This window comes from Staphylococcus sp. FSL K6-0223, assembly GCF_038008285.1.
The window spans coordinates 24783-44601 of the sequence record NZ_JBBOYX010000005.1 but is presented as its reverse complement, the minus strand read 5'-3'; the positions used below and the strand labels follow the sequence as shown (position 1 = coordinate 44601).

Genomic DNA, 19819 nt, shown 5'->3' with positions numbered 1-19819 from the left:
GACAGTTGATTTTTAACAAACTATAAAATGGCTTAACTACGCTGTTTTTAGCATTTTGTTTTATAAATAAACCTAAGTAAATATAACTATTTTGACACGTATTTGACACGTAATAAAATAACCACGCCTTTTATTGACGTGGTTGGGAAATATAATTTATTAGAAAATAAATGTCACTAATCATAACGATTATTTTAATACTAGGTATATTATACCATAATTATTACGCATTTTATTTCATTTTGTAACTAATATTATTAAAGTAACTTTCTAATAAAAATAAGACCACCTTGTAAGGCAGTCTTATTTATTGAATCAAGCTTAATATAAAAATATACTTTATTGGGATCAACATTTTTACTATAGGGGAATTAAACTTGACAAATAAATATAAAATTTTTAGGGAGTAATAGGTATGAATCATGAAGTTCGTAATTAACATAATAACACAATACTTTAGTTTTTCAAATAAAAAACGCTACGGTTTATTTTAAAACCGTAGCGCAAGTTAAATTATATAAAATTCAACAATCACACTGAAAAAGGTTATAACAACCTAGTAATCATTATACCAAATTTTATTATCTATTCAACCATAACAATTTATGATTTTGCTATTTGTAGTGTTTAAATGTGTTCTCTTCACTATCTAATTCAGCGATACGAATGTTGTTATTAATCAATTTCATTATAACGTTTTTTAGAATATTCATATAGCTTTTCGGTAGTGTTTAATGTCAAATTGTCAACATCGCGCTTACCCTGTCTTAATTGTGAAATAACGTATTGTGATACACCAGTTTCTTTATGGATTTGATATCCCGTTATATTACTTTCGATCAATTCGATTATTTTCGTTTTATATTCACTCATTTTATCTACGTCCGTTCTTCTTATCTAAATAATAAAAATGTGTTTTTCTTCCTATAAATAGCAACAATGGTAGGCTTAATATAAACAACGATAAATACATTTGCCCTGTCATAATTGAAAACCTCCATAATTTATTATATACTTCAAGTGTAGGGAGGAGCCCTAAGGCTCCAGTTGATTACTTGTCTTAATTATCTTTAGTGATGTTTAGATAATTTAGATGCCATATTCTTAGCTGTTTTATAAGCGCTGGAAGGACTAGTATCAGTAATGATATTGGTTGTTCTAGCGCTTTTTCTATCAAGTAAACCAAGGTTTTAACCTCCCTTCACTTGAAGTTCGTAAGTCATCAACAACTTACAAATATAATTATACTACACAGTTGTTTATATAACAAGTGTTTTTTCTTAAACTTTTACATAAAAAAACAGGGCAGTCGCTAGGACTACCCTTGTATAATGACGTGGTAATTTTATTATATCACAATCATTTAATTGTCCCCCACAATTTACCTAAACTATCATCCGTTTTATTCCATGTACTTATAGGTAACCAAATATCTGTACCATCATAAGCAGTGTAAGAAAGCCATCTAAAGCCGTCTTGGAGACATTCTGTATCGAAAATTATACTCTGACCAGCTTGTAAAACTCCTGATTGTGGACACGTAGTAAATGGACCAACACGTCTTGTGATAATTGCAGTATTAGGAGTAAATGTACCTTTTTCTGATTTGTAATAAGTTCCATATTTATTTACTTTCCAACCGTTCATATCTCGTCTGTTAGCAGGAGTAGAAGCACTGCCAGGTTTGTTTTTCACTGTGGTAATCTTAGGTGTATCACCTTTCATATACGCCCTAATTTGTTTAATGAAGTAATCTTTTAACTTAAGTTGTGTCGCTTTAGTCCATGCTTGTTTTGTTGGATCAATACCAGTATGCAATTTAGCTGAACGATGAGGACAAGCTGTATAACTAAATTCGTTGTGTAAACGAACAGTATTTCTGTTAGCTGGTAACCCCCACTTTTTAAGTTTATGCGCTGCAAATTTAAGAGCTGTTTGTTCATTTTTAAGGAAATCTTTATCACTTACATACATTGATTGATTAACTTCAATTCCATAAGTTTCAAAATTACCTGAACCTGGTTGAACGCCATCAGAAACATGCCAAGCAATTCTATCTTCTGATATAGCTTCCCAAATACCGTTTCTATCAGCGTATGCATGAGCTATACCTCTCGCTAATCTATTGTAATCAGCGTTTACTAGATTGTTATAGTATTGTTTTGAGTTCATGGTACCAGCATCGTTATGAATAACTACAGCTTTAGGTTTACGACCTCTTTTAGTCATAGTCCAACCTTTTATATGATTAGTGTTAACTTTGATGCTACTGCTTTTCTTAATTGACTGTTTAGGAGCTGATTTTACATCTTTCTTAGGTTCTTCTATTTCTTTCGCTACCGGTGGAACTATAAAATGTGTTAAACCATAATAGTTATCCCATCGTAAGCTAGGTTTTTTATTAGCCCAACCATTCCAATTTTGTTCTAAAATTTGGAAGCTGGTCGTATTACCGCCATTGTATACAATACCTATATGTCCATATTGAGCATACGTGCCACTTGTAAATACTGCAATCCAACCCTTTTTAGGTATTGTAGATGGCTTGTTCTCTACAATTTTCCAACCTTCAGGGAATTTGTTGTTAGGGAAATCTTTAGCGTTCCCCCATGCTCTATACTTATTATCAGTTAGCCATAATATATAGTCCGTAGGTAAATCGGCACATTGCGCGTGATAAGATCTATCTACGTCAATTGCTCCTGGTTCCATAGCACCAAAGGAAGCGTCATAACTCGTCCAACGTTTAACTCTGTATGGACTATCTACTACACCGTTTTTATAATCTCTTAAACGTTTATTGATTTGAGATTGTGTTTTCATCTGGAGCTCCTCCTCCACCATTATCAAATTCGAATTCTTCTTCATCAGAATCGTCAGTAAACGGTTCGTTAGTGTCGAAAACTTCAGGTTTCACTGCGCCTGACTCACTTTTAAACTGTACTGGGTGTGTTTCTTCATTTCGTGGTGCATTTAAATCTAGGTCTATACCCGCGTCTGACACACCTTTAGTGTTTGGATTAGTAATAATGCCTAAACCTGCTAAAAGCGTTAGAATAGTGCCTAAAATGCCACTGACGCTTTCTAATTGATGTGATAAATCAACACCAAAAATTTCACTAACTTGTTTGATAAGCAATAATACTGTCCCTACTAAACTTGAAACAATTGCACCGTTTTTTAGTCTGTTAGACCAATTTATTTTCATCTCATTACCTCCATAAAAAAACCGGCATCTAAGCCGGTTAAATGTTATTTACTTTCAAAGAATAGTTTTTTATCTTCAATTGGGTGATCGTTATAAATGTATTTAGCTTCTAGTGTTCCAGTAGATGTTTTAGCTAACATTTCGCAAATATCCACATTATTTGTAATGTTGTCTAATTTAGGCAAGGTTATCACTGTATCTTCTTCATCTTCATGAATCGTAACAGTTGCATTGACTTGGAATTGAGTTGGTTTAGGCGTTGCGGTATCTGAACAAAATTCTAAAAACTTATCTACATTGAATATTTTTCTATTAGGTAAGTCAAATATATAATTATTAAAAGCGACTTCAAAAGAGCCTTTCATGTACTCATCTAATTCATTGCCGTCAGTGAATACTGCAAGTCTAATTGGCGTTGTTGGAACATCTAAATTTTCTAACAACCAATAATCAAGTGTTTTTTTGTTAGATAGATAGTCCTCTTTCATAATTTTTACTACTTCTTCAGCTACTGGTTTAGCTAAAAGCTCAATCCATGTGTTCGTTTCTTTATCAAAAATTTTAGGTATCGCTTGCATTATTCTTGACCTCCATTTGTATCAATCCAAATTTTATTCGTATCTTCAGGTGCTTTGTCACTGACCACAAAGTCAGATGAATCTCCTTTTACTTCTGTTTGTTTTAAATATCCGTGTTGTATAGCATATTCAGTCAACTCTTTCCAAAGGTCGTGAGTTTCAACATTTATGAACCCCATGCCTATAGCACTCTCCTCAACTTGTATTTTTGTTTTACTATCACTAGGGAAACAATATTGGTTATCAACCCATATTTCTAATGTGTAGACGTCTGAAGGTAGAATTTTATCAATCACTAAATCGACTACATAGCTAGATTTTTCTTTATTGACTTTTGTTTCATAGATGTATTGAACACCTTTAGAGTTGATCAGATAAGCCTTTGCAGGTTTATCTTTAATTTCTAAGTCATCATCATTTGAATCAGTTAAAATGTAACGCATAATAGATAAGTCACCTTGCTTAATGCGATTACCATCGTTTGAATCATTTAAATTAAGTACATTTGTTAACATATAATACCTCCATGATAAAAAACCAACCTTAATAGGCTGGTTTATACATGTGCTTTTTCTGGGTCATAGTCGACGCCAGTCATTTCTTTATATTCCTCTGGTGTTACAAATCCTCTTTTAACAAATAATGCAAATTGTTCATTTGTATAGAAACCCATTTTATAGTATCTAATGCCGATATTACGCATTAACAGACCCTCCCATGATTGTTAGTGTTAAATTTGCGACATCTTCTTGTGTTGCTTTAAGTTCTTCTTGTGTTTGTAACAATTCGAGTGATAAATCGGCGATCAATTCATCTTTATTGTTGTCTGGTTCTTCTTTTTTAGGTTGCTCATCATCTTCAATTTGTTGTTTTTTCCATTCCTCGTATGGTGTACCAACCCATTCGCCACCGTCAAATTTAACCGGCAAATATAAATTGCTTGGTGGCATAATATCTGTATATAAATCTTTGTCGTAACCTTCTTTACTTTCATCTATAAGAAAGGGTTTACCATCTCTTTTTCTAAAGATTTGTATCATTTTTCGTCCTCCTAAACCATATAAGTTAGATTAATCATATAAGTGCTTTCCGAATCTAAAGCACCTATAACTTTCATAGTACCGTCACTAGCCAAATATGCTGCCGCACTGTTTGTTCCTATTCTTTGATTTAATTTATATTCAATATTTCTGACTGGTGTAATGTCAGAAGGCATTTGAGCGAACACTAAGCCTGTAGATAAATTTTTGATGTTACCAATGATTTGGACTGTCTTGTTATCTCCATTCTTTCTAACTCTATATGAAACCGGTAAATATACGTTACTATATACATCAGGAGTTGCACCGTTAACTAGAGGTAATGGAACCCAACCTGTGTCAGTTGATGGTTGGTTAATATAACGCCATTCTGACAAACCGTTATAAGTTACTCTTTGTAATAATTGACTAGAATTATAAGGTTGGAAATATATTGTAGATAGTTGAGAGTCTGACCAAACCAATTTAAAAAGCCAACCATTTGTAGAACTTACGTCAGTTGGCAAACCAGTCGTTTTGGTTATATAACGTATCCCTGGAGGTATCTTTTTAATTTCGTCTTCATTGTTTAAATTTATCGTTGTATATCCTTTGGAAAAGTTAGTCCCATCATCGTTTGTCAGTTTGTATTTTTGACCTTGTGGATTAACAGCAACCCAGCCCCTGTCGTCACCGTCTGTGTGAATTGTTTTAGACCAAATATCATTTTGATAATTGTGGATAAGAATAATATGCTTTCTTCCACTCTGTCCTTTTGTAACATTAATTTCTGCTATATACCCCGCACCGCTTGGATCAGCAGGGGCATTTACAGATTTATAGTCGCTTGGTATGGAACATTCATATAATCCAGGTTCAAGTGTTTCTATAGGTTGAGACAAAGTGCCAAGCCATTTTCTAGTTCCATCACTATTTGTAAATTGATATTGTTGCCAATTACTAAAGTCAGGTAGTTTAGGTGTAATTTCAGCTTTTTGTTCTTCTGTAAGACTTTCAAAGTCAAACGACTTTCCATCTGAACCATCTTGTCCGTCAACACCATCTTTCCCATCTCGTCCTGGTGGACCTTGAGGTCCTGGATTACCATTTATACCATCGATACCATTAATGCCATTTTTACCATCTTTACCGTCTTGTCCTGCTGGACCTTGTTCTCCAGTATCTCCTTTAGGTCCTTTGAAGATATCTACATTGTCTTTCATTACTTTTTCTACGATATCATCTAGTAATTCCACACGTATTTCTTTGCCTACACTTTTAGTTATACCGCTGTCGTTAACAGTAAAATAAAAGTTAGCAACATGTGTGCTATCGTTATTTTCAGGATTTTCTAAGAATAATTTACATTGCATTTGCCCTACATGTTTAGTGATATATTCAGGGATAATATATCTTACAAAGCCTTCTTCAGCTTTAACTATTTCTAATGGCTCATTAGTGAATATAGAACCATCTTGGGCAAAAACATGTAATACAGGTTCGAACTTCGTCTGATTAAAATTCACAGAGATGTATTCTTGATTTTCATTAATAATGTTCTTTTTCTTAATATGGATATCAATAACAGATGTCTTGTTATCCATTGTGTACAAATTAACGTTTATGCTGCCTAAATCAACGCCATTTTCATTGATGATTGTATTAACTATACCGGTTTTGTACGTTTCCATAAAAACACCTCTCCAACAATAAATTTAGGGATAAGAGCTGTCAGCCTTATCCCTATTTATATCTATCTCTAATGAAATAGACACCTTTTATACCGATTTTGTCATATAGATTTTTTATAGTTGTCGCTTGAACTTGTGCCCAGCGTACATCAGTTGCATATTGATGATTACCTGGATGTCTAGGGTTCCAACGCATACGATAAAGTGTATTTTGGCCTTTGCTAATAAAACCTTGTCTTACAAACTTAGCGCCACCAATAATACCTTTAGCGGGAGTAGTCCACCCTCTATTTCTAGCGTAAGGTATTGCGTTATTAGGGTTCCAATCGTACGCTCCTATACCGAAGTAGTTATAAACACCAGCACGACCACTTGAGAAGTAAGATGTGCCATAACCACTCTCAAGGAAGGCATGTGCAATTAAGTATATTTCATTAAGGTTATACTTCTTACAAGCATAAGCAACTGCTTTACCTTGCCCGGATAAAGAACCTTTACCACGCAATATCTTATTAAGTGCTGAAACTGAAACGCCTTGATATTTACCAAGATTGAGCATTTGATATTTTTGAGTTTTACTATTCCAAATCTTAAGCGAATTCATAGCATTAAGTGTTGCCGAGTAACTTGCGCCATACCAACCGTTACCGTAGTTAATTTGAGGAGATTTAGTCATTTGGATAGCTACCGCTCTCTTGAATGAGTAAGCACTTCTTGAAACAACCACAGTAGGCTCTTTGCTTCCTTTTTTGTTGGTCGTTGTAGTTGTATTCTTTTTAACACTAGATGCTGGAACTGTAACTTTAATAGTTTTAGTCTTAACTTTATCTTTAGGAATTTCAGAAAGTAACTTCTTACTGTTTTTATATAGATATAGTAATCCATTGATTGTTTTGTCTATGTTTTTCTTAGGCGGCAATCCATTGAGTGATATATCCCAATCTCCATGCTCGTATACGCTTCGCCAAATATTAGATGTGTCAACTTCAATAGAAGATGGCTTGACTGGTATACCTTGATATTTCATTCTTAACACTGTTTGCAGCATTGTGTGTATCTCGTTGACAATAAAATCATCTTTACTTGCTGATAAATCTTGACACACTTCAATAACGATATTATCAGGGTGACTAGGTACTTCGTACATTTCTAATCTGGTCTGCCATATATGGTTTCTATCTACGAAATAGTGAGGATACTCTTTATCAGTAAGGTATTTTTCTCTATCAAAGTATAGGTCGAGGACTGAACACATTGTATTTGCGTTTCTTATAGTCACCTTTTTAGGGTTATGACCTCTATCTTTACCTTGGACAATATCGTGCAGGATAAATTCAGGATAAGTTGGTTCGCCATCATCTATAGTGAAATTGATATGTTTTTGTTTCTTTTTGATTGTGACTGTTTTATTATTGTCTGTTGTCGTATTACTTGAACTACTTGAGCTATCGCTAGGTTTAGGAGGGTTTTTCTCAGCTTTGTATGGCGGTCTAATAAAATAGATGTTCCCGCCGTTACCGTTATAGTTATGATTAACAAATGCTGCTCTTGATCCACTCCATTGGTTTGCATGGTACCAGTTTTGGTCTACCGTTCGGAAGGTGTTTTTATCACTAGGACCTACAACTATTGCAGTATGTCCGGAACGACCATAAGTCCAACAAACTATATCCCCGGGCTTTGGAATGAAACTAGATGTATTTCTATAAATTTTCCACGATCTATTAGGGTATTGACTACGATTTGCCATAGCGTTTGCATTTCCCCAAGTTCTAAAATGCCAATATCTTTGAAAAATATAGTTAGGTAGATCCCACAACATTGTTACGATAGTATTCGCTACTTACTACCTTCTTCATATTTCTATGAATGTTCAGACTATATCATCAACCCAATAGGTTGCTCCCCGTTTCCACTCGCTTGAGCGTACGTCTTTCGACTAGTCGTTGCACGTTTCCTTTAAGGACTTCGCTCATGATTGTCCTCGTCTTTACGTTAGGAGTTCCCATGAATTAGAGGAGTTTTCATTAATGATTACTCACTAATGGTGCTGAAATTTAACACTGGAAACCATACCAACCGTCAATGTCGACACCTTTATGATTTTTAGCCATCCATTTAGCCCAATCTACAACTTGCGAGGCTGTTGGTTTTCCGCTTTTAGGTAGTATAGCCATTCACACACCTACTTTCTTCAATCAAAATAAAAAGCCAACACCGAAGTGTCAGCTTAAAATATTACGGAGGCTAAACCGAATGCTGCTGCAATAATTGCACAACCACCACTAATTAACGCAACAACAACTTGTACATTTCCTTTTTGTTTGTCGGAAATTGATTTATTGATGTTTTTTAATTGAGTATCATGTGAACGAACGGTGTATTGTACGTCTTTAAATTCATCGCCAAACCTTTCGACAACATCACTGATTTTTTCTAAGTGTTTTTCTTGTCGTTCTTGAGATTCAAATTGTTTTTCTTGCAGTCCTGTTTGTCGTTCTATCTTCGAATTTAAAGAATTGTAGGCCTCTAGATGTTTTCTGTCGTTTTCGTTGATCCGTTCATAAATCTTACCGGTGTTGTGTAACCACTCGCTACGCAATACATATTTATCTTCTTTTTCCGACAATCTCCACACCCCCATAGAATCCTATAATTCCACAAATCATAGTGAAAGTAGAAAATTGCAAAGGAGAAAGCCAATTAATAGCATGAAACATACTTGCTGACGTCATTAGAAAATAGAAAATCGCGTTACCCCAGCCCCCAATGCAAATTAGGTAATTAAACACATTGTTCATCTTTTGCGTTGGCAAAAAGAAAGGTGCAACAATTATAAAAACACTAAACATCATTGCAAGTACGCCCCAAATCCAAATAGGCATAATGTGGTGTAGTGCTAAATAAAAATCGCTGTCTCTAATAACAGCTTCTTGTTCTCTTGTCCAAAAGAAGCCTCTTTCAAACATTAGAACGCCAAAACCTAAAACCATTAAAAAGGTTAACGAATAAGTTATTGAGTTTTTATTCATTATAACTTACCTCCTAAACAACTGGATTAGATCCTGGAATAACTACACCTTTTGTAGCGTCATACCAAGAACCCCATCTTGTAGTTTCGCCCATCATATTACGAGAGTATATTCTGTGTCTGTTGTAAGGCATAAACAATACTTTTTTGAATGTGTCACTTCTTGCAATAACGATAGCATAGCCGCTTTGATTATCGGGATCTGGAGAATTTGTAGGGTTGTAAAGGTAGTAAAAACCAGTTTTATCAATTTTGTCCATAGTAGATAAGTCAACATTATCTAACCTAATAGCAAAACCTTCGGCTTCTGTAAGTGCTGATAATTGGCCTGTAGCGCTCTTTATAGCTTCATTAACTTTGTTTTGTATTAATTCATCTAAACCATCAGAAAGCGTCTTAAATTCATCTTCGTTTGCCTTCTTAGATAACTGCTGATTAACTTCATCTTTTTTAGCGTAGTTGATAAGGTGCTCGTCTAAGTTTTCTTCTGTTATAACTCCTTCAGTTGCCGAGTTTAGTCGTTCATTGACCTCTAAAATTTTATCGTTAATATTATTTAGATGGTCTGTTAACTCTGTTTCTGTTTGTTTTGCGAAACCTTCCATTTGTTCTCGCAAATCTTTAACTTGTTTAACAAATTCTGTCTTTTGAGTATTTACAAAATTCATGAATTCATCTTCAGCATTTTGAACGTTTTCTAATTCTTTTGATACAGTATCAATTCTGTCTTTTACTAAATCAACAAGATCATCAATCTCTCTAATATATCTGATTTTAATATCAGCATCTATTTGATTAATTAATGCATCTTTTACGTAAAATCGAAACTCGTTAAGTACAACTGTGTCTTTACGTCCAACTGCTTTGATGTAAATTTGACCAGTCACATGAGTGTCGGTAGAAGCTTTTAGAAAATTACTGTCTAAAGTTAAACGTATAATGCCTTTCATAGGATTAACATATTCAACTTTAACCCTTCCGGTTGAAGAACCGTTATCGGAAACAAAATAAGCTGTTATCTCAGTGTTAGCTTCGCTAATCTCTAGGGGATAACTTTCCCCGTTTATTTCTCTACGCACTTGAAAGGTTAATACCGCAGTATTTATATCCATATTATAAAAACCGATACCTTCGTCAGATATCGGTTTTAAATAAGGTTCATCGACAGTCGTTATTCTTGCTTCTTTGTAAAATCCATCCATTATGAAGCCTCCTTATTTTTTCTTTTTAGTTTTATGAATAATTTTGTTTGTCTTAGTATATGCGCTTGGCTTATCAGGATAAACTTGATGGAATGTTTTTTCTTTTTGGTTACCATAACCACCAGATTTAAGAATTTGAACTGCTGTGTGTGTATGTGATGGTGTGAAAGTGAGGTTGATAATCATGTTTCTAACTTTAGCTACACCTTTTGTTCTTAAAATATCTACAACCCCCATCACTTCATTAGATCTGTGAACTTTAGCTGGACTTGTTGTAGAATATTGAACTGGTGCGATAGCATGTAATGGTATAGTATGCCAGCCTTTTTTAACCGGCATTCTAACTCTGTATAAGTGACGTCTTCTACTTTTCCCGTTACCGCTGTACGAATGATAGTTTTGTACTACATAAGGTGCTACAGCTATCGTTGTATCTCTATCAACTTCAACAGTAATAGAACCATTTAACTCTACAAAACCATTAGCTGTGACTTGGAAACGTTGTTGTGTCATTAACATACGTTGATAATCTTTTTTAGCGATAAGAGAAAAGGGTTTAGTATCTTTTTTATCAAATCTACTACTATAAACTAATGACTTAACAATAGGTTGATTTGCAATTCTGCCTTCTTTGTTAGTGTCTAGTTTTGATAGTTTGGAGATAATATTTCCTAAGTAATAAACTGAACGCCACATCTCTTGAGCGCCTCTAGGTTTTCCAGCTCTGCCTTCGTACACTTCAGGTAAGAAAGAGGTTGTACCATGATTAATGCCTACCCAGTTACTAAAAGAAGCTAAGGTACTTGAACCCCATGTGACATAATCTCCATGATCTGAAATTTCAGATAGTAATTCAGTCATTACATTGTTAGGTTGGTTAGCGAAACGTGGATAGAATAAGCAATAGTCACTTACCTGAGAAACGATGTTATGACAATCTACGTGAGCAGTAATATCACCTAAACTTTCCACTAGCGCTTTCATATTTCTACTTTCTCTCTCACTAAACGGCTTAGACCCTTTGTAGTTTTTACCAGTAGAACGTGTACCACTACCATTTGACCAATGATAGTCAAAGTTACGATTTAAATCGACGTTATTAACATTTTCACGTTCTCGATTAGCAAAGCCCCAAGGGTTAACAATAGGAACAATAACCACTCTAACGTTTTTACGTATATAAGCAAGTTGTGAATACTTGTTCCATTCATTGACAACTAAATCCATAAAGCGACTTAAAGCATAAAATGCGCTGTATTCATTCCCGTGTATACACGATGTGATGAGTAAGGTTTTTGTATAGTTTTGAGGTTTGAAATCATAAGCATAAACATTATACTGGTTACTTTGGTCTTTACCTACATATTTTTTCGTAACATACTTGTTGTCAACAAATTTGTCGTAAAACACTTTTCTGTTGTCATCGGGATCGTTATTATTAGGTGTTTCATTAACACCTTGTTCTGCGCTAGCGATAAATGGTGGAGTAAATAGATAAGTAGCGTCATCAGCCACATTCAGTTCTTTATCTATTTTTTCATCTATTCTAGTGAAATCATGTCTTAGTCTTTCTGAAAGTATAGGGAAATTTTGAGCGTCAATTGATGTACGACTATCTCTCACTTCTTGAAGCCCATTACCGATAGTCCCTAAAACTAAGTTTCTTATTCGTTTACTTTGATAACCTAACTCTTGACCTACAGTAACATTAGGTCCAGTAGGCAATGTATATACAATTTGTTCAGCGTTATGTGCTCGCTTTTCAGTTTTTCCATGCTTTTCTAATATTTCTTCGATATTAGTAAGCATATCTCTTATAGCAATGTAATTGAGTTCATTTTCTCTAACATAACGTGCACTAAATAAAGTATCTAGTTTTGTGTAGATAGTCTTTCGCATTGCTACGCCTCCTTAACTTGTAGTTTTCCTTCTTTATCTATTGTAATATTGTAATACTTACCATCTTCACCTTGCATTTTGAGACGATTATAATGAAGTCTATCAACTTTCCTTTTATCATTATTACTCATCAGTCCAGACACTTTATCTGTTGCTTTTGGTATTACGTATTTGTTAAATCCACTTTTAGCACTTGCGATAACTTGCCATGTCTTACCACGATCATGAGACACTCGAAATTTACCATTTCTGTTGTATTCTAGTATGTGGTCTTTTTCTACAATTGCTCTTATTCCATTAGCGTTTCCATGCAATGCTTTGTTAGAGTCAATGGACTTCCTTGTAGAAGTGATAGCTGCGTTTGCTTTTGCGTATGTTGTTCGATATGAATTAGCAAATCCTCCACCTAAACCACCTACAACTTGTGCTGCTTGACTAATTCGTTCTAAATAGCGGTTGTGACGGTTGAAATCTCCTAAAGTTACGTCTTGTTTTACTATCTTATTTTCAGCGTCTCTAATGGTCTTAACTTCAACTATTCTCATAAACTCATTGATGCCAAGTGTAGAGTGCTTAACTTTTACAATGTCTGCAACTCTAGGAACTGCATTAGGATAATGTTTTCGCAAGGCTATAAAATCCAAAGTTAAAGAGCGTTTTATAGATGCATTAATAACAGCTTGCAATCTAGCTCGCATAATATCAGGATCAGTAATTGAACCATCTTTAACAGGTGGTGCATCAAATCTACCGTAATCTTTCATATTAGGGTGCTCAAATTCAACAATAAGACCTGCACCGTCTAAACCTTCTTCATCAGTATAAGAACCGTACCCTTTAACATAGGTATACATCTGACCACTATCTTCTTCTAATTTCATATTGTTTGCGTTAATTTCATTATCAATATGATAAGTTGCTTGTTTCTCTAAATACGGGGTGAATTTAAAAGTATACGTGTTTGTTTTGTAATCATGATGTATATCAAACTCTAAATCCCATGCTTCTAATCCTTTTTTTAATAAATCCTCAACACTTTCTCCTTCGCCAGAATCTTTGATTTCAGAAACAAACAAATTGTCAGGCACTTTGAATTTAAGTCCAGTCCCTTTAAATATCTTTTCGAAAAAGTCGGGTGGTTTATGAGGGCCATCTATTTTGTCATACACTCTTTTTCTTTTGATAATATCAATCGGCTTTTCTCGAAGGGTTACACACACTTCTTGATTTCTACCATGTGTTTGTCTATCGATAATATAAGCAACGTATTCTCTCTTGTCATTAGGTCCTGTTAACTGCGTCAGTGTCCAGCGTTTATCAATACCTCGTATAACGTTATAGTTATATTTATCTTCAAGTAATTTGCATTGTACAACTGTTTCAGAACCTAACTTTGATGTTGTTGTAGTAGTGACATAAACTGGCTCGCCTATTCCTCTTATAGGGCTAAATAATACTGGCATTTAATAACCACCTACTTATAATAAAATTTCATATCAAAAGTTACTGACTTAACCTGTTGATTGAAAGCAAAATCATTCCAACCAGGATAGAATTTAGGTTGAGCGTTTGTACAACGATGATTAATTGGAGTGCCATTTCTCCACGTTTGAACTCCGTCATACACTATCTTGTCGCCTTTTTTTAAACTAATATTACTGATTTTCATATAATCAGATTTCCCCAACGTAAATTGGAAACTTTCTTTACTGCTTACACTTTTACCTAGAATGATTGTTACTTTTTTGTAAAGTTTAAATTCATTATTAGGAACATTTCCGTGATAATAAACACTATTATTCCAACAATTAGTAAAAGTATAAGTTCTCTTGTCACTTTCTTCGTCAAATGGAACTAGCATGTCATTAGACCACAGCGCTTTATTAGGCTTGTTTTCTAAGTCCGATGAAGTTCCTATACTTTCGGCAAATGGTATCTCAATCGTTTCGAAAACTAAATCAAAATTAATAACTTTATCCTTGTTTTCTGGAGTTATAACCGATGAGCATTTAACCTGATACTGTTTACCACTAGTGTAAAAATTATCATTCATCATATTATGATCAAATATTGGATAACCGTATTTGTCATATGATTGATAATCTTCTTCAGTAGGTTGTAAAAAACTGTAGTTATGTTCTTCTGCGTATCTAAGTTCTCTTATCCAAACGGGTTCGGTGTTAACAGTCAAATCATAAAATTTATCTCTTAATCTTGGTATATCATTAAGTTTCGTACTAACTACATAGCAGGGTACCGTAATTTTTCTTTTACGATACTGACTGCTAAGTAACATACGACCGCTTGTATTTTCTTTTGTTTCGTAGTTATCTTCAATCTCCGGACTTTCGATGACAATATCTTTCACTCGAAAACCGAAGTCAGACAACTTGTATTTAGTGCCATCTTTTTGCTTGATTTCTAAATCCATTGCCTGACCTCCTAGAATGTGAATGTTGCATCTCTATCTGCATTTTGTCCGTTGACAATATGAGTTAAAGCATCGTTGTTAACATCCATTTTTACAGTTACAACACGTTGTGATGGATTTGTTTTATATTCGTGAGTATGAGTGATATTAGCATTAGCTGATGCACTCGCGTTTTTGATATCTCCTTGAATATCTGGAACTTTAAGATTACTGTTTTTCAAAGTGCTTCTAACATCGCCTAATACGTCTGAAGGATTAACAGCATTCTTAACTGCTTTTATTGCACTGGATCCCAAACCTCCTGCAATGTTTGCAACTGATTTCTTTTTATCATCAATACCGATTTTGAAACCTTCTCCAAAATCTCCACCAATTCCCATCATAACTCTTGAAGGAGAATGTGAGTTGAGAACGCTTCTGACAGCGTTGATTGCTGAACTTGCAACATTTTTAGCAGCGTCCACGACAGCATGAGCAGCATTTTTAATACCGTTAACCATTCCCATGATTAAATCTCTACCAGCGCTTGTAAAGTTACCTACAAAGTTTCTGACCGCATTTACTGCATTAGTCACACCATTTCTAACATTATTCACAACATTATGCATACCATTAATAACTGCGTTAACAATACCACGCATAGCTGAACCTATAGAACTAAGCATATTCATAAATCCGCTAACTGCTGCATGAACAGCACCCATTACAGCATTTATAATTGTGCTTTTAATTAAATTCCATAAAGAATTTATTAAAGAAGAAATTGAAGTCATAATAGAACTTGTAATAGCGCTTAATCTCGACCAATTTCCAGTAACGATACCAACGATAATCGCAGACACAACTTGTATAATTCCTTTGATAACATTCCATATAGTAGAGACTATGGTAGAAATAACACCAAATATAGTAGAAGTTACAGTTGAAATCGTTGTCCAAGCTGTTGTAACGATAGTAACGATGATGTTAACAATAGTCATGACCACAGTTGATATTGCAGTCCAAACAGTTTGTGCAATAGTAACAAGAACTGTCCAAATCGTTTGTGTGACTGTAACAATAGCAGTCCAAACCGTAGTAACAATTGTAACTAAAGTTGAAATTATGGTAGTTATCACTGTGACAATGGTAGTCCAAATAGTTTGTGCTATTGTAACTAGGGTCGTCCAAATTGTCTGCGCTACAGTTACGATTGTCGTCCAAATGGTAGATAGAATTGTAACTAAAGTAGTGACTACGGTTGTGATTACCGTGACGATGGCATTCCAAATAGTTTGCGCTACTGTAGTAAGTATGCTCCATTGCATTTGAGCCATACTAACGATAGATGTCCATAGATTAGCTAAGAACGAGACTAAACCAGTAACTACAGTTTTAACAACATTAACAATGGCATTCCAAATTGCACCTGCTATGCTAGCTAACGGACCAAATATTGTGCTAAATCCATCTACTATGTTTTGCCATGATTGTTTTAAGTAATCTCCTAAAATGCCCCAAATATTCTTAGCCATTTCAACGATAGCTTTCCAGATTTCAGCACCTGCTTTAGAAATCGTTTGCCAAGCACCGCGCCAATCTCCAGATAATAACTGAAGAAATGCAGTTATAGTGCCAAGAATGACTTCCATCGCAATTTTAATAACTGCCTTTATAATTTCCCAAGCTACCTTAACCACTGCAACAACAGTATTAAATGCTTGTTTAATCATTGGTGCAATAACTGTAACTGCTGCTTCTACAATTGAAACGATATCATTCCAAGTTTGTTGGAAAATAGGTGCTAATGGCGCTAATATTTCTTGAGCACGTCCTAATAGGTCTCCTAAGAAACCAATCACAGCTTGTATTGCTGAACCAACAGCACTTTTAATAGCGTTCCATGCTCCTATTACTGCATTACGTAATACCGATGATGAGTTCCAAAGCGCTACAAATATTGCGATTACTGCAGCAACCAAACCAATAATAATGCCAACTGGACCAGTTAGAAATGCAAATGCTGCGCCTATACCTTCGACAGCTCCTGTTATAATGCTAGCTATGCCGCTAAAACCACCTAATAATTCGAATAATGGGCCAATAACTCTTATAACAAACTGAATAGCCGGGTAAAGGGCCATAAACGCGCCACCTAGTGTGGCTAATATACCTAACATCATTCCGATTATAGGATTAGCTGCAGTAAGATTCTTAATGAAATCAGTTACAGCTAAAGCAACATCTAATACTGCTGAAGCTAAAGGAGCCATTGCTGTAGCAACATTAATGATAATCATGACTAAATTACCAAGTAATTGAAGTAATTTAGGACCATTCTCTTGTACGTAAGCTATAAATTTCTTAAATCCGTCTGATTTAGCTACTGTAGCACTCCAAGAAGCAAATTTCTCAGACATTTGAGCAAGTGATTCTAAAATAGAGTGAGTATTAGGTGCAAATGCTTTCATAAGGTTGAATATACCTTTGAAAGTATTACCAAATATCTGACCAATTAACGGTAAATTTTGTTTTGTATATTCAATAAACGATTTAATAGCATTTTGGCCTTCGGTAGATTGAGCCCACGAGTTAAACGCAGCGCCCATTTTCTTAAATCCAGCTGAAACCCACTCAGCAAGTGGCGCTAGTTGAGTGAGAACACTAATAATCCCACTACCAAATTGACCTGCTGCACTTAACATGTTGTTGAATATTCTTACACCTGTTGTACCCATCATTTCAAAGAAACTTTGTGCAACTTGTGAGTTTTTAACCCAATCAAGCATTTTAGCACTAGCTTGTTCCATGCCTTTTGACACTCCAGAGATAAAAGGTGTTAATCCTTGTAATGCAGCTTTTGCAGTATCAATACCATTTGCTAATGTATTAAATATTTGAGATTGATTTTGTTTAATTATGCCTTCCCACGCGCTTTGCAAACTATTTAATGCTGATTGATATCTTTGTGTTTCTGCTGTAGCTTCTAAAGTACCTTTTTTGAGCATGTCTAAAGCACTGACTGCCATACCAGCAAATAAACCAACACCAGCATATGCAGTACCAAATGCCTGTGCCATTCCTAGAGCACCACCAGCAACCACACCTGCTGCGTTCATAACTGCCATTAACGCAGGCACCAATGAAGCTATTGCAGGTACTAATAAAGATATGTTAGATAACATTGAGCCTTTTATCATATTGCCGAATACAGTTCCTGTGGTACGAATGTCATTTGCTAGGCGGTCCATTGCATTACTATAATCATCTATACCTGCTCTAAATGTTTTTAGCACGTTCGATGCACCTTTACCATCAACCTCGAGCCTAGTATGGACTTTATTTGGAATTGAACGTAACATCGCTTTTAGCGCCAAAATTTTAGAAACTGCAGCGCCTTCGTTAACTTCGACAGTAGCTTTCGCTTTTTGTCTCGCAAAACTATTGAGCGACTTCTTAGCTTCTGCTATAGCTGCACGAGCTTTTGTAGAATCTGCGTCTAAATGAGCACTGTAAGAGTTACCATCAAACGCATCTAGGTCTATCTGTAACTTTGATAATGTTGTAATTGCTCTTCTAGCGTCCACATCGGCATGTGCATTAGCTGTTGAACCGTCAAAGCGTTCTAAATATGCTTGTGCTTCTTCGATGTTAGCTTTTGCGCTCGTTACATTAGCGTCAAGTTCAGCGTCTCCTCTGTAAGCGTCGAATTTTCTTACGTATTCTTCTGCGATAGCAACTTTAGATTTAACTTCATCAATATCGACATCTAAGTTACCTTCTGCTTTAGTGTTGTTAAATGATTCCATAGCTGACTTAGCACTTTCTACCGCTCTTTTCACACCAGATGAGTCTGCATCAATTTCGTTGTCTTTGATTTTCTCCATAGTGCCTTTAAAACGCTCTGCTGTGTTTTTAGCTGCTTGTATAGCACTTTTAAATTTCTTAGCGTTAGCTTCTATTGTCGCCTTAATACTGTAATTAGCTTCTGCCACGTGTTCCCACCTCCTTATTTATTTAATTCTGCAATTTGTTGTAGTAAGTCTTTAGGTGGTTTATTTTCCTCAAATTTGGCTTCTGAAGCGAATTTGACGGGTTCACCTTTGTTTAATCGTTGAATGTTTTCTTGGTAATGCATAATATCATCGGCACTTTTGAAGCGATATTCTGTTTCGCCTTTTTTACCGCCACGTTTCTTTTTCTCTGCAGCAGCGTCTCTAATAGCAAATGCTAGTTTGTACATATCCATATCTCTATCTAGTTGTTCATATTCTAAGGCGTACATACGATAGTTAAACTCCCTAAGTGTCATTCGCTCTATGACATCTAAATCATAGATTTTGAGCTTACTCATGCATAAGATAACAATACGATCAAACGTTAAAAGTTCTTCCTCTACTTCTTGCTGTTCTTTTTGTATTTTTTCGGAACGAGGTTTTGAGTTAAAACACGCTTTCCCAGTTCCTCGATAACTTCATTACAGAATTCTTCAAGACCAGTATTTTCAATAACATTCTCAACAACTTCTTCTAAGTCTTTTTCTGTTTTAGGAGCGCCTTTTTCTTGTGCTGTTGCAGCTTTAATCACTTTTGCAACATCTACTACACTATGGCTTTCTAATGCAGGTACTAACATTTCTGTACCTTTACCAAAGTTAACTTGTTCAGCTTCCATGCCCATTTCTTTATCAATGATGTTTAAGAACTTTAATCCAAATGATAATTCGATTGTTTTACCGTTAAATTTGATTTCCATATTTTTAATTACCTCGCTTTATTTTA

At 35.0% G+C, this 19819-nt stretch carries 19 protein-coding genes; all 19 read right to left on the bottom strand.

What is annotated here, in order from left to right:
• Window positions 1–675 precede the first annotated feature (675 nt).
• Entirely contained in the window at window positions 676–873 is a 198-nt protein-coding gene (locus MHI13_RS23075) for an XRE family transcriptional regulator (protein WP_049399478.1), read from the bottom strand.
• 1 nt (window position 874) lies between these two features.
• Window positions 875–985, bottom strand: a complete 111-nt coding sequence (locus tag MHI13_RS23070; protein ID WP_087671645.1) for a hypothetical protein — start codon at window positions 983–985, stop codon at window positions 875–877.
• Between the two features lie 374 nt (window positions 986–1359).
• Window positions 1360–2823, bottom strand: coding sequence for an SH3 domain-containing protein (locus MHI13_RS23065; protein ID WP_340762188.1), 1464 nt, complete (start codon window positions 2821–2823; stop codon window positions 1360–1362).
• The gene (locus MHI13_RS23060; protein ID WP_023350506.1) at window positions 2798–3208 is read right to left on the bottom strand and encodes a phage holin; all 411 of its coding nucleotides are present in this window, start codon (window positions 3206–3208) and stop codon (window positions 2798–2800) included. The genes MHI13_RS23065 and MHI13_RS23060 overlap by 26 nt, the downstream gene beginning before the upstream one ends.
• A 44-nt stretch (window positions 3209–3252) precedes the next feature.
• Complete coding sequence (locus tag MHI13_RS23055; protein WP_023350507.1) at window positions 3253–3786, bottom strand: hypothetical protein; 534 nt, start codon at window positions 3784–3786, stop codon at window positions 3253–3255.
• Window positions 3786–4301: a hypothetical protein gene (locus MHI13_RS23050; protein WP_023350508.1), complete on the bottom strand. Its 516-nt coding sequence runs from the start codon at window positions 4299–4301 to the stop codon at window positions 3786–3788. Before MHI13_RS23050 ends, MHI13_RS23055 begins: the two co-directional genes overlap by 1 nt.
• Before the next feature lie 41 nt (window positions 4302–4342).
• Entirely contained in the window at window positions 4343–4489 is a 147-nt protein-coding gene (locus MHI13_RS23045; protein WP_023350509.1) for an XkdX family protein, read from the bottom strand.
• Window positions 4482–4826, bottom strand: coding sequence for a hypothetical protein (locus tag MHI13_RS23040; RefSeq protein ID WP_023350510.1), 345 nt, complete (start codon window positions 4824–4826; stop codon window positions 4482–4484). Before MHI13_RS23040 ends, MHI13_RS23045 begins: the two co-directional genes overlap by 8 nt.
• An 11-nt stretch (window positions 4827–4837) precedes the next feature.
• A complete protein-coding gene (locus MHI13_RS23035) occupies window positions 4838–6496 on the bottom strand; it encodes a BppU family phage baseplate upper protein (RefSeq protein WP_340762181.1) in 1659 nt (552 codons plus the stop codon).
• Between the two features lie 52 nt (window positions 6497–6548).
• Window positions 6549–8318 (bottom strand): glucosaminidase domain-containing protein, encoded by a 1770-nt coding sequence (locus MHI13_RS23030; RefSeq protein WP_268844333.1) that lies wholly within the window; start codon window positions 8316–8318, stop codon window positions 6549–6551.
• 408 nt (window positions 8319–8726) lie between these two features.
• Window positions 8727–9125 (bottom strand): hypothetical protein, encoded by a 399-nt coding sequence (locus MHI13_RS23025; RefSeq protein ID WP_037560594.1) that lies wholly within the window; start codon window positions 9123–9125, stop codon window positions 8727–8729.
• Entirely contained in the window at window positions 9106–9528 is a 423-nt protein-coding gene (locus MHI13_RS23020; protein WP_023350516.1) for a hypothetical protein, read from the bottom strand. The genes MHI13_RS23025 and MHI13_RS23020 overlap by 20 nt, the downstream gene beginning before the upstream one ends.
• Window positions 9529–9541: 13 nt before the next feature.
• Window positions 9542–10729 (bottom strand): BppU family phage baseplate upper protein, encoded by a 1188-nt coding sequence (locus tag MHI13_RS23015; RefSeq protein ID WP_023350517.1) that lies wholly within the window; start codon window positions 10727–10729, stop codon window positions 9542–9544.
• A gap of 12 nt (window positions 10730–10741) precedes the next feature.
• Complete coding sequence (locus MHI13_RS23010; protein WP_340762175.1) at window positions 10742–12628, bottom strand: M14 family metallopeptidase; 1887 nt, start codon at window positions 12626–12628, stop codon at window positions 10742–10744.
• A 2-nt stretch (window positions 12629–12630) separates the two neighbouring features.
• Window positions 12631–14091, bottom strand: a complete 1461-nt coding sequence (locus MHI13_RS23005; protein ID WP_340762173.1) for a tail tube TT1 domain-containing protein — start codon at window positions 14089–14091, stop codon at window positions 12631–12633.
• A gap of 11 nt (window positions 14092–14102) precedes the next feature.
• Complete coding sequence (locus MHI13_RS23000; RefSeq protein ID WP_340762171.1) at window positions 14103–15059, bottom strand: phage tail domain-containing protein; 957 nt, start codon at window positions 15057–15059, stop codon at window positions 14103–14105.
• 11 nt (window positions 15060–15070) lie between these two features.
• The gene (locus MHI13_RS22995) at window positions 15071–19033 is read right to left on the bottom strand and encodes a phage tail protein (RefSeq protein WP_340762169.1); all 3963 of its coding nucleotides are present in this window, start codon (window positions 19031–19033) and stop codon (window positions 15071–15073) included.
• Window positions 19034–19047: 14 nt separating this feature from the next.
• Window positions 19048–19392 carry a hypothetical protein gene (locus tag MHI13_RS22990; protein WP_032604875.1) on the bottom strand — a complete coding sequence of 115 codons (345 nt, stop codon included), beginning with the start codon at window positions 19390–19392 and terminating at the stop codon, window positions 19048–19050.
• A 41-nt stretch (window positions 19393–19433) separates the two neighbouring features.
• Window positions 19434–19793 carry a tail assembly chaperone gene (locus MHI13_RS22985; RefSeq protein ID WP_002475585.1) on the bottom strand — a complete coding sequence of 120 codons (360 nt, stop codon included), beginning with the start codon at window positions 19791–19793 and terminating at the stop codon, window positions 19434–19436.
• Between the last annotated feature and the right edge of the window lie 26 nt (window positions 19794–19819).

Bases quoted from the DNA above. Each gene is read 5' to 3' on its own strand.
- MHI13_RS23030 (WP_268844333.1), bottom strand. From the start codon at position 8,318: ATGTTGTGGGATCTACCTAACTATATTTTTCAAAGATATTGGCATTTT.
- MHI13_RS23070 (WP_087671645.1), bottom strand. From the start codon at position 985: ATGACAGGGCAAATGTATTTATCGTTGTTTATATTAAGCCTACCATTG.
- MHI13_RS23060 (WP_023350506.1), bottom strand. From the start codon at position 3,208: ATGAAAATAAATTGGTCTAACAGACTAAAAAACGGTGCAATTGTTTCA.
- MHI13_RS23040 (WP_023350510.1), bottom strand. From the start codon at position 4,826: ATGATACAAATCTTTAGAAAAAGAGATGGTAAACCCTTTCTTATAGAT.
- MHI13_RS23020 (WP_023350516.1), bottom strand. From the start codon at position 9,528: ATGAATAAAAACTCAATAACTTATTCGTTAACCTTTTTAATGGTTTTA.
- MHI13_RS23000 (WP_340762171.1), bottom strand. From the start codon at position 15,059: ATGGATTTAGAAATCAAGCAAAAAGATGGCACTAAATACAAGTTGTCT.
- MHI13_RS23050 (WP_023350508.1), bottom strand. From the start codon at position 4,301: ATGTTAACAAATGTACTTAATTTAAATGATTCAAACGATGGTAATCGC.
- MHI13_RS23010 (WP_340762175.1), bottom strand. From the start codon at position 12,628: ATGCGAAAGACTATCTACACAAAACTAGATACTTTATTTAGTGCACGT.
- MHI13_RS23035 (WP_340762181.1), bottom strand. From the start codon at position 6,496: ATGGAAACGTACAAAACCGGTATAGTTAATACAATCATCAATGAAAAT.
- MHI13_RS23055 (WP_023350507.1), bottom strand. From the start codon at position 3,786: ATGCAAGCGATACCTAAAATTTTTGATAAAGAAACGAACACATGGATT.
- MHI13_RS23065 (WP_340762188.1), bottom strand. From the start codon at position 2,823: ATGAAAACACAATCTCAAATCAATAAACGTTTAAGAGATTATAAAAAC.
- MHI13_RS22990 (WP_032604875.1), bottom strand. From the start codon at position 19,392: ATGAGTAAGCTCAAAATCTATGATTTAGATGTCATAGAGCGAATGACA.
- MHI13_RS23015 (WP_023350517.1), bottom strand. From the start codon at position 10,729: ATGGATGGATTTTACAAAGAAGCAAGAATAACGACTGTCGATGAACCT.
- MHI13_RS23045 (WP_023350509.1), bottom strand. From the start codon at position 4,489: ATGCGTAATATCGGCATTAGATACTATAAAATGGGTTTCTATACAAAT.
- MHI13_RS23005 (WP_340762173.1), bottom strand. From the start codon at position 14,091: ATGCCAGTATTATTTAGCCCTATAAGAGGAATAGGCGAGCCAGTTTAT.
- MHI13_RS23075 (WP_049399478.1), bottom strand. From the start codon at position 873: ATGAGTGAATATAAAACGAAAATAATCGAATTGATCGAAAGTAATATA.
- MHI13_RS22985 (WP_002475585.1), bottom strand. From the start codon at position 19,793: ATGGAAATCAAATTTAACGGTAAAACAATCGAATTATCATTTGGATTA.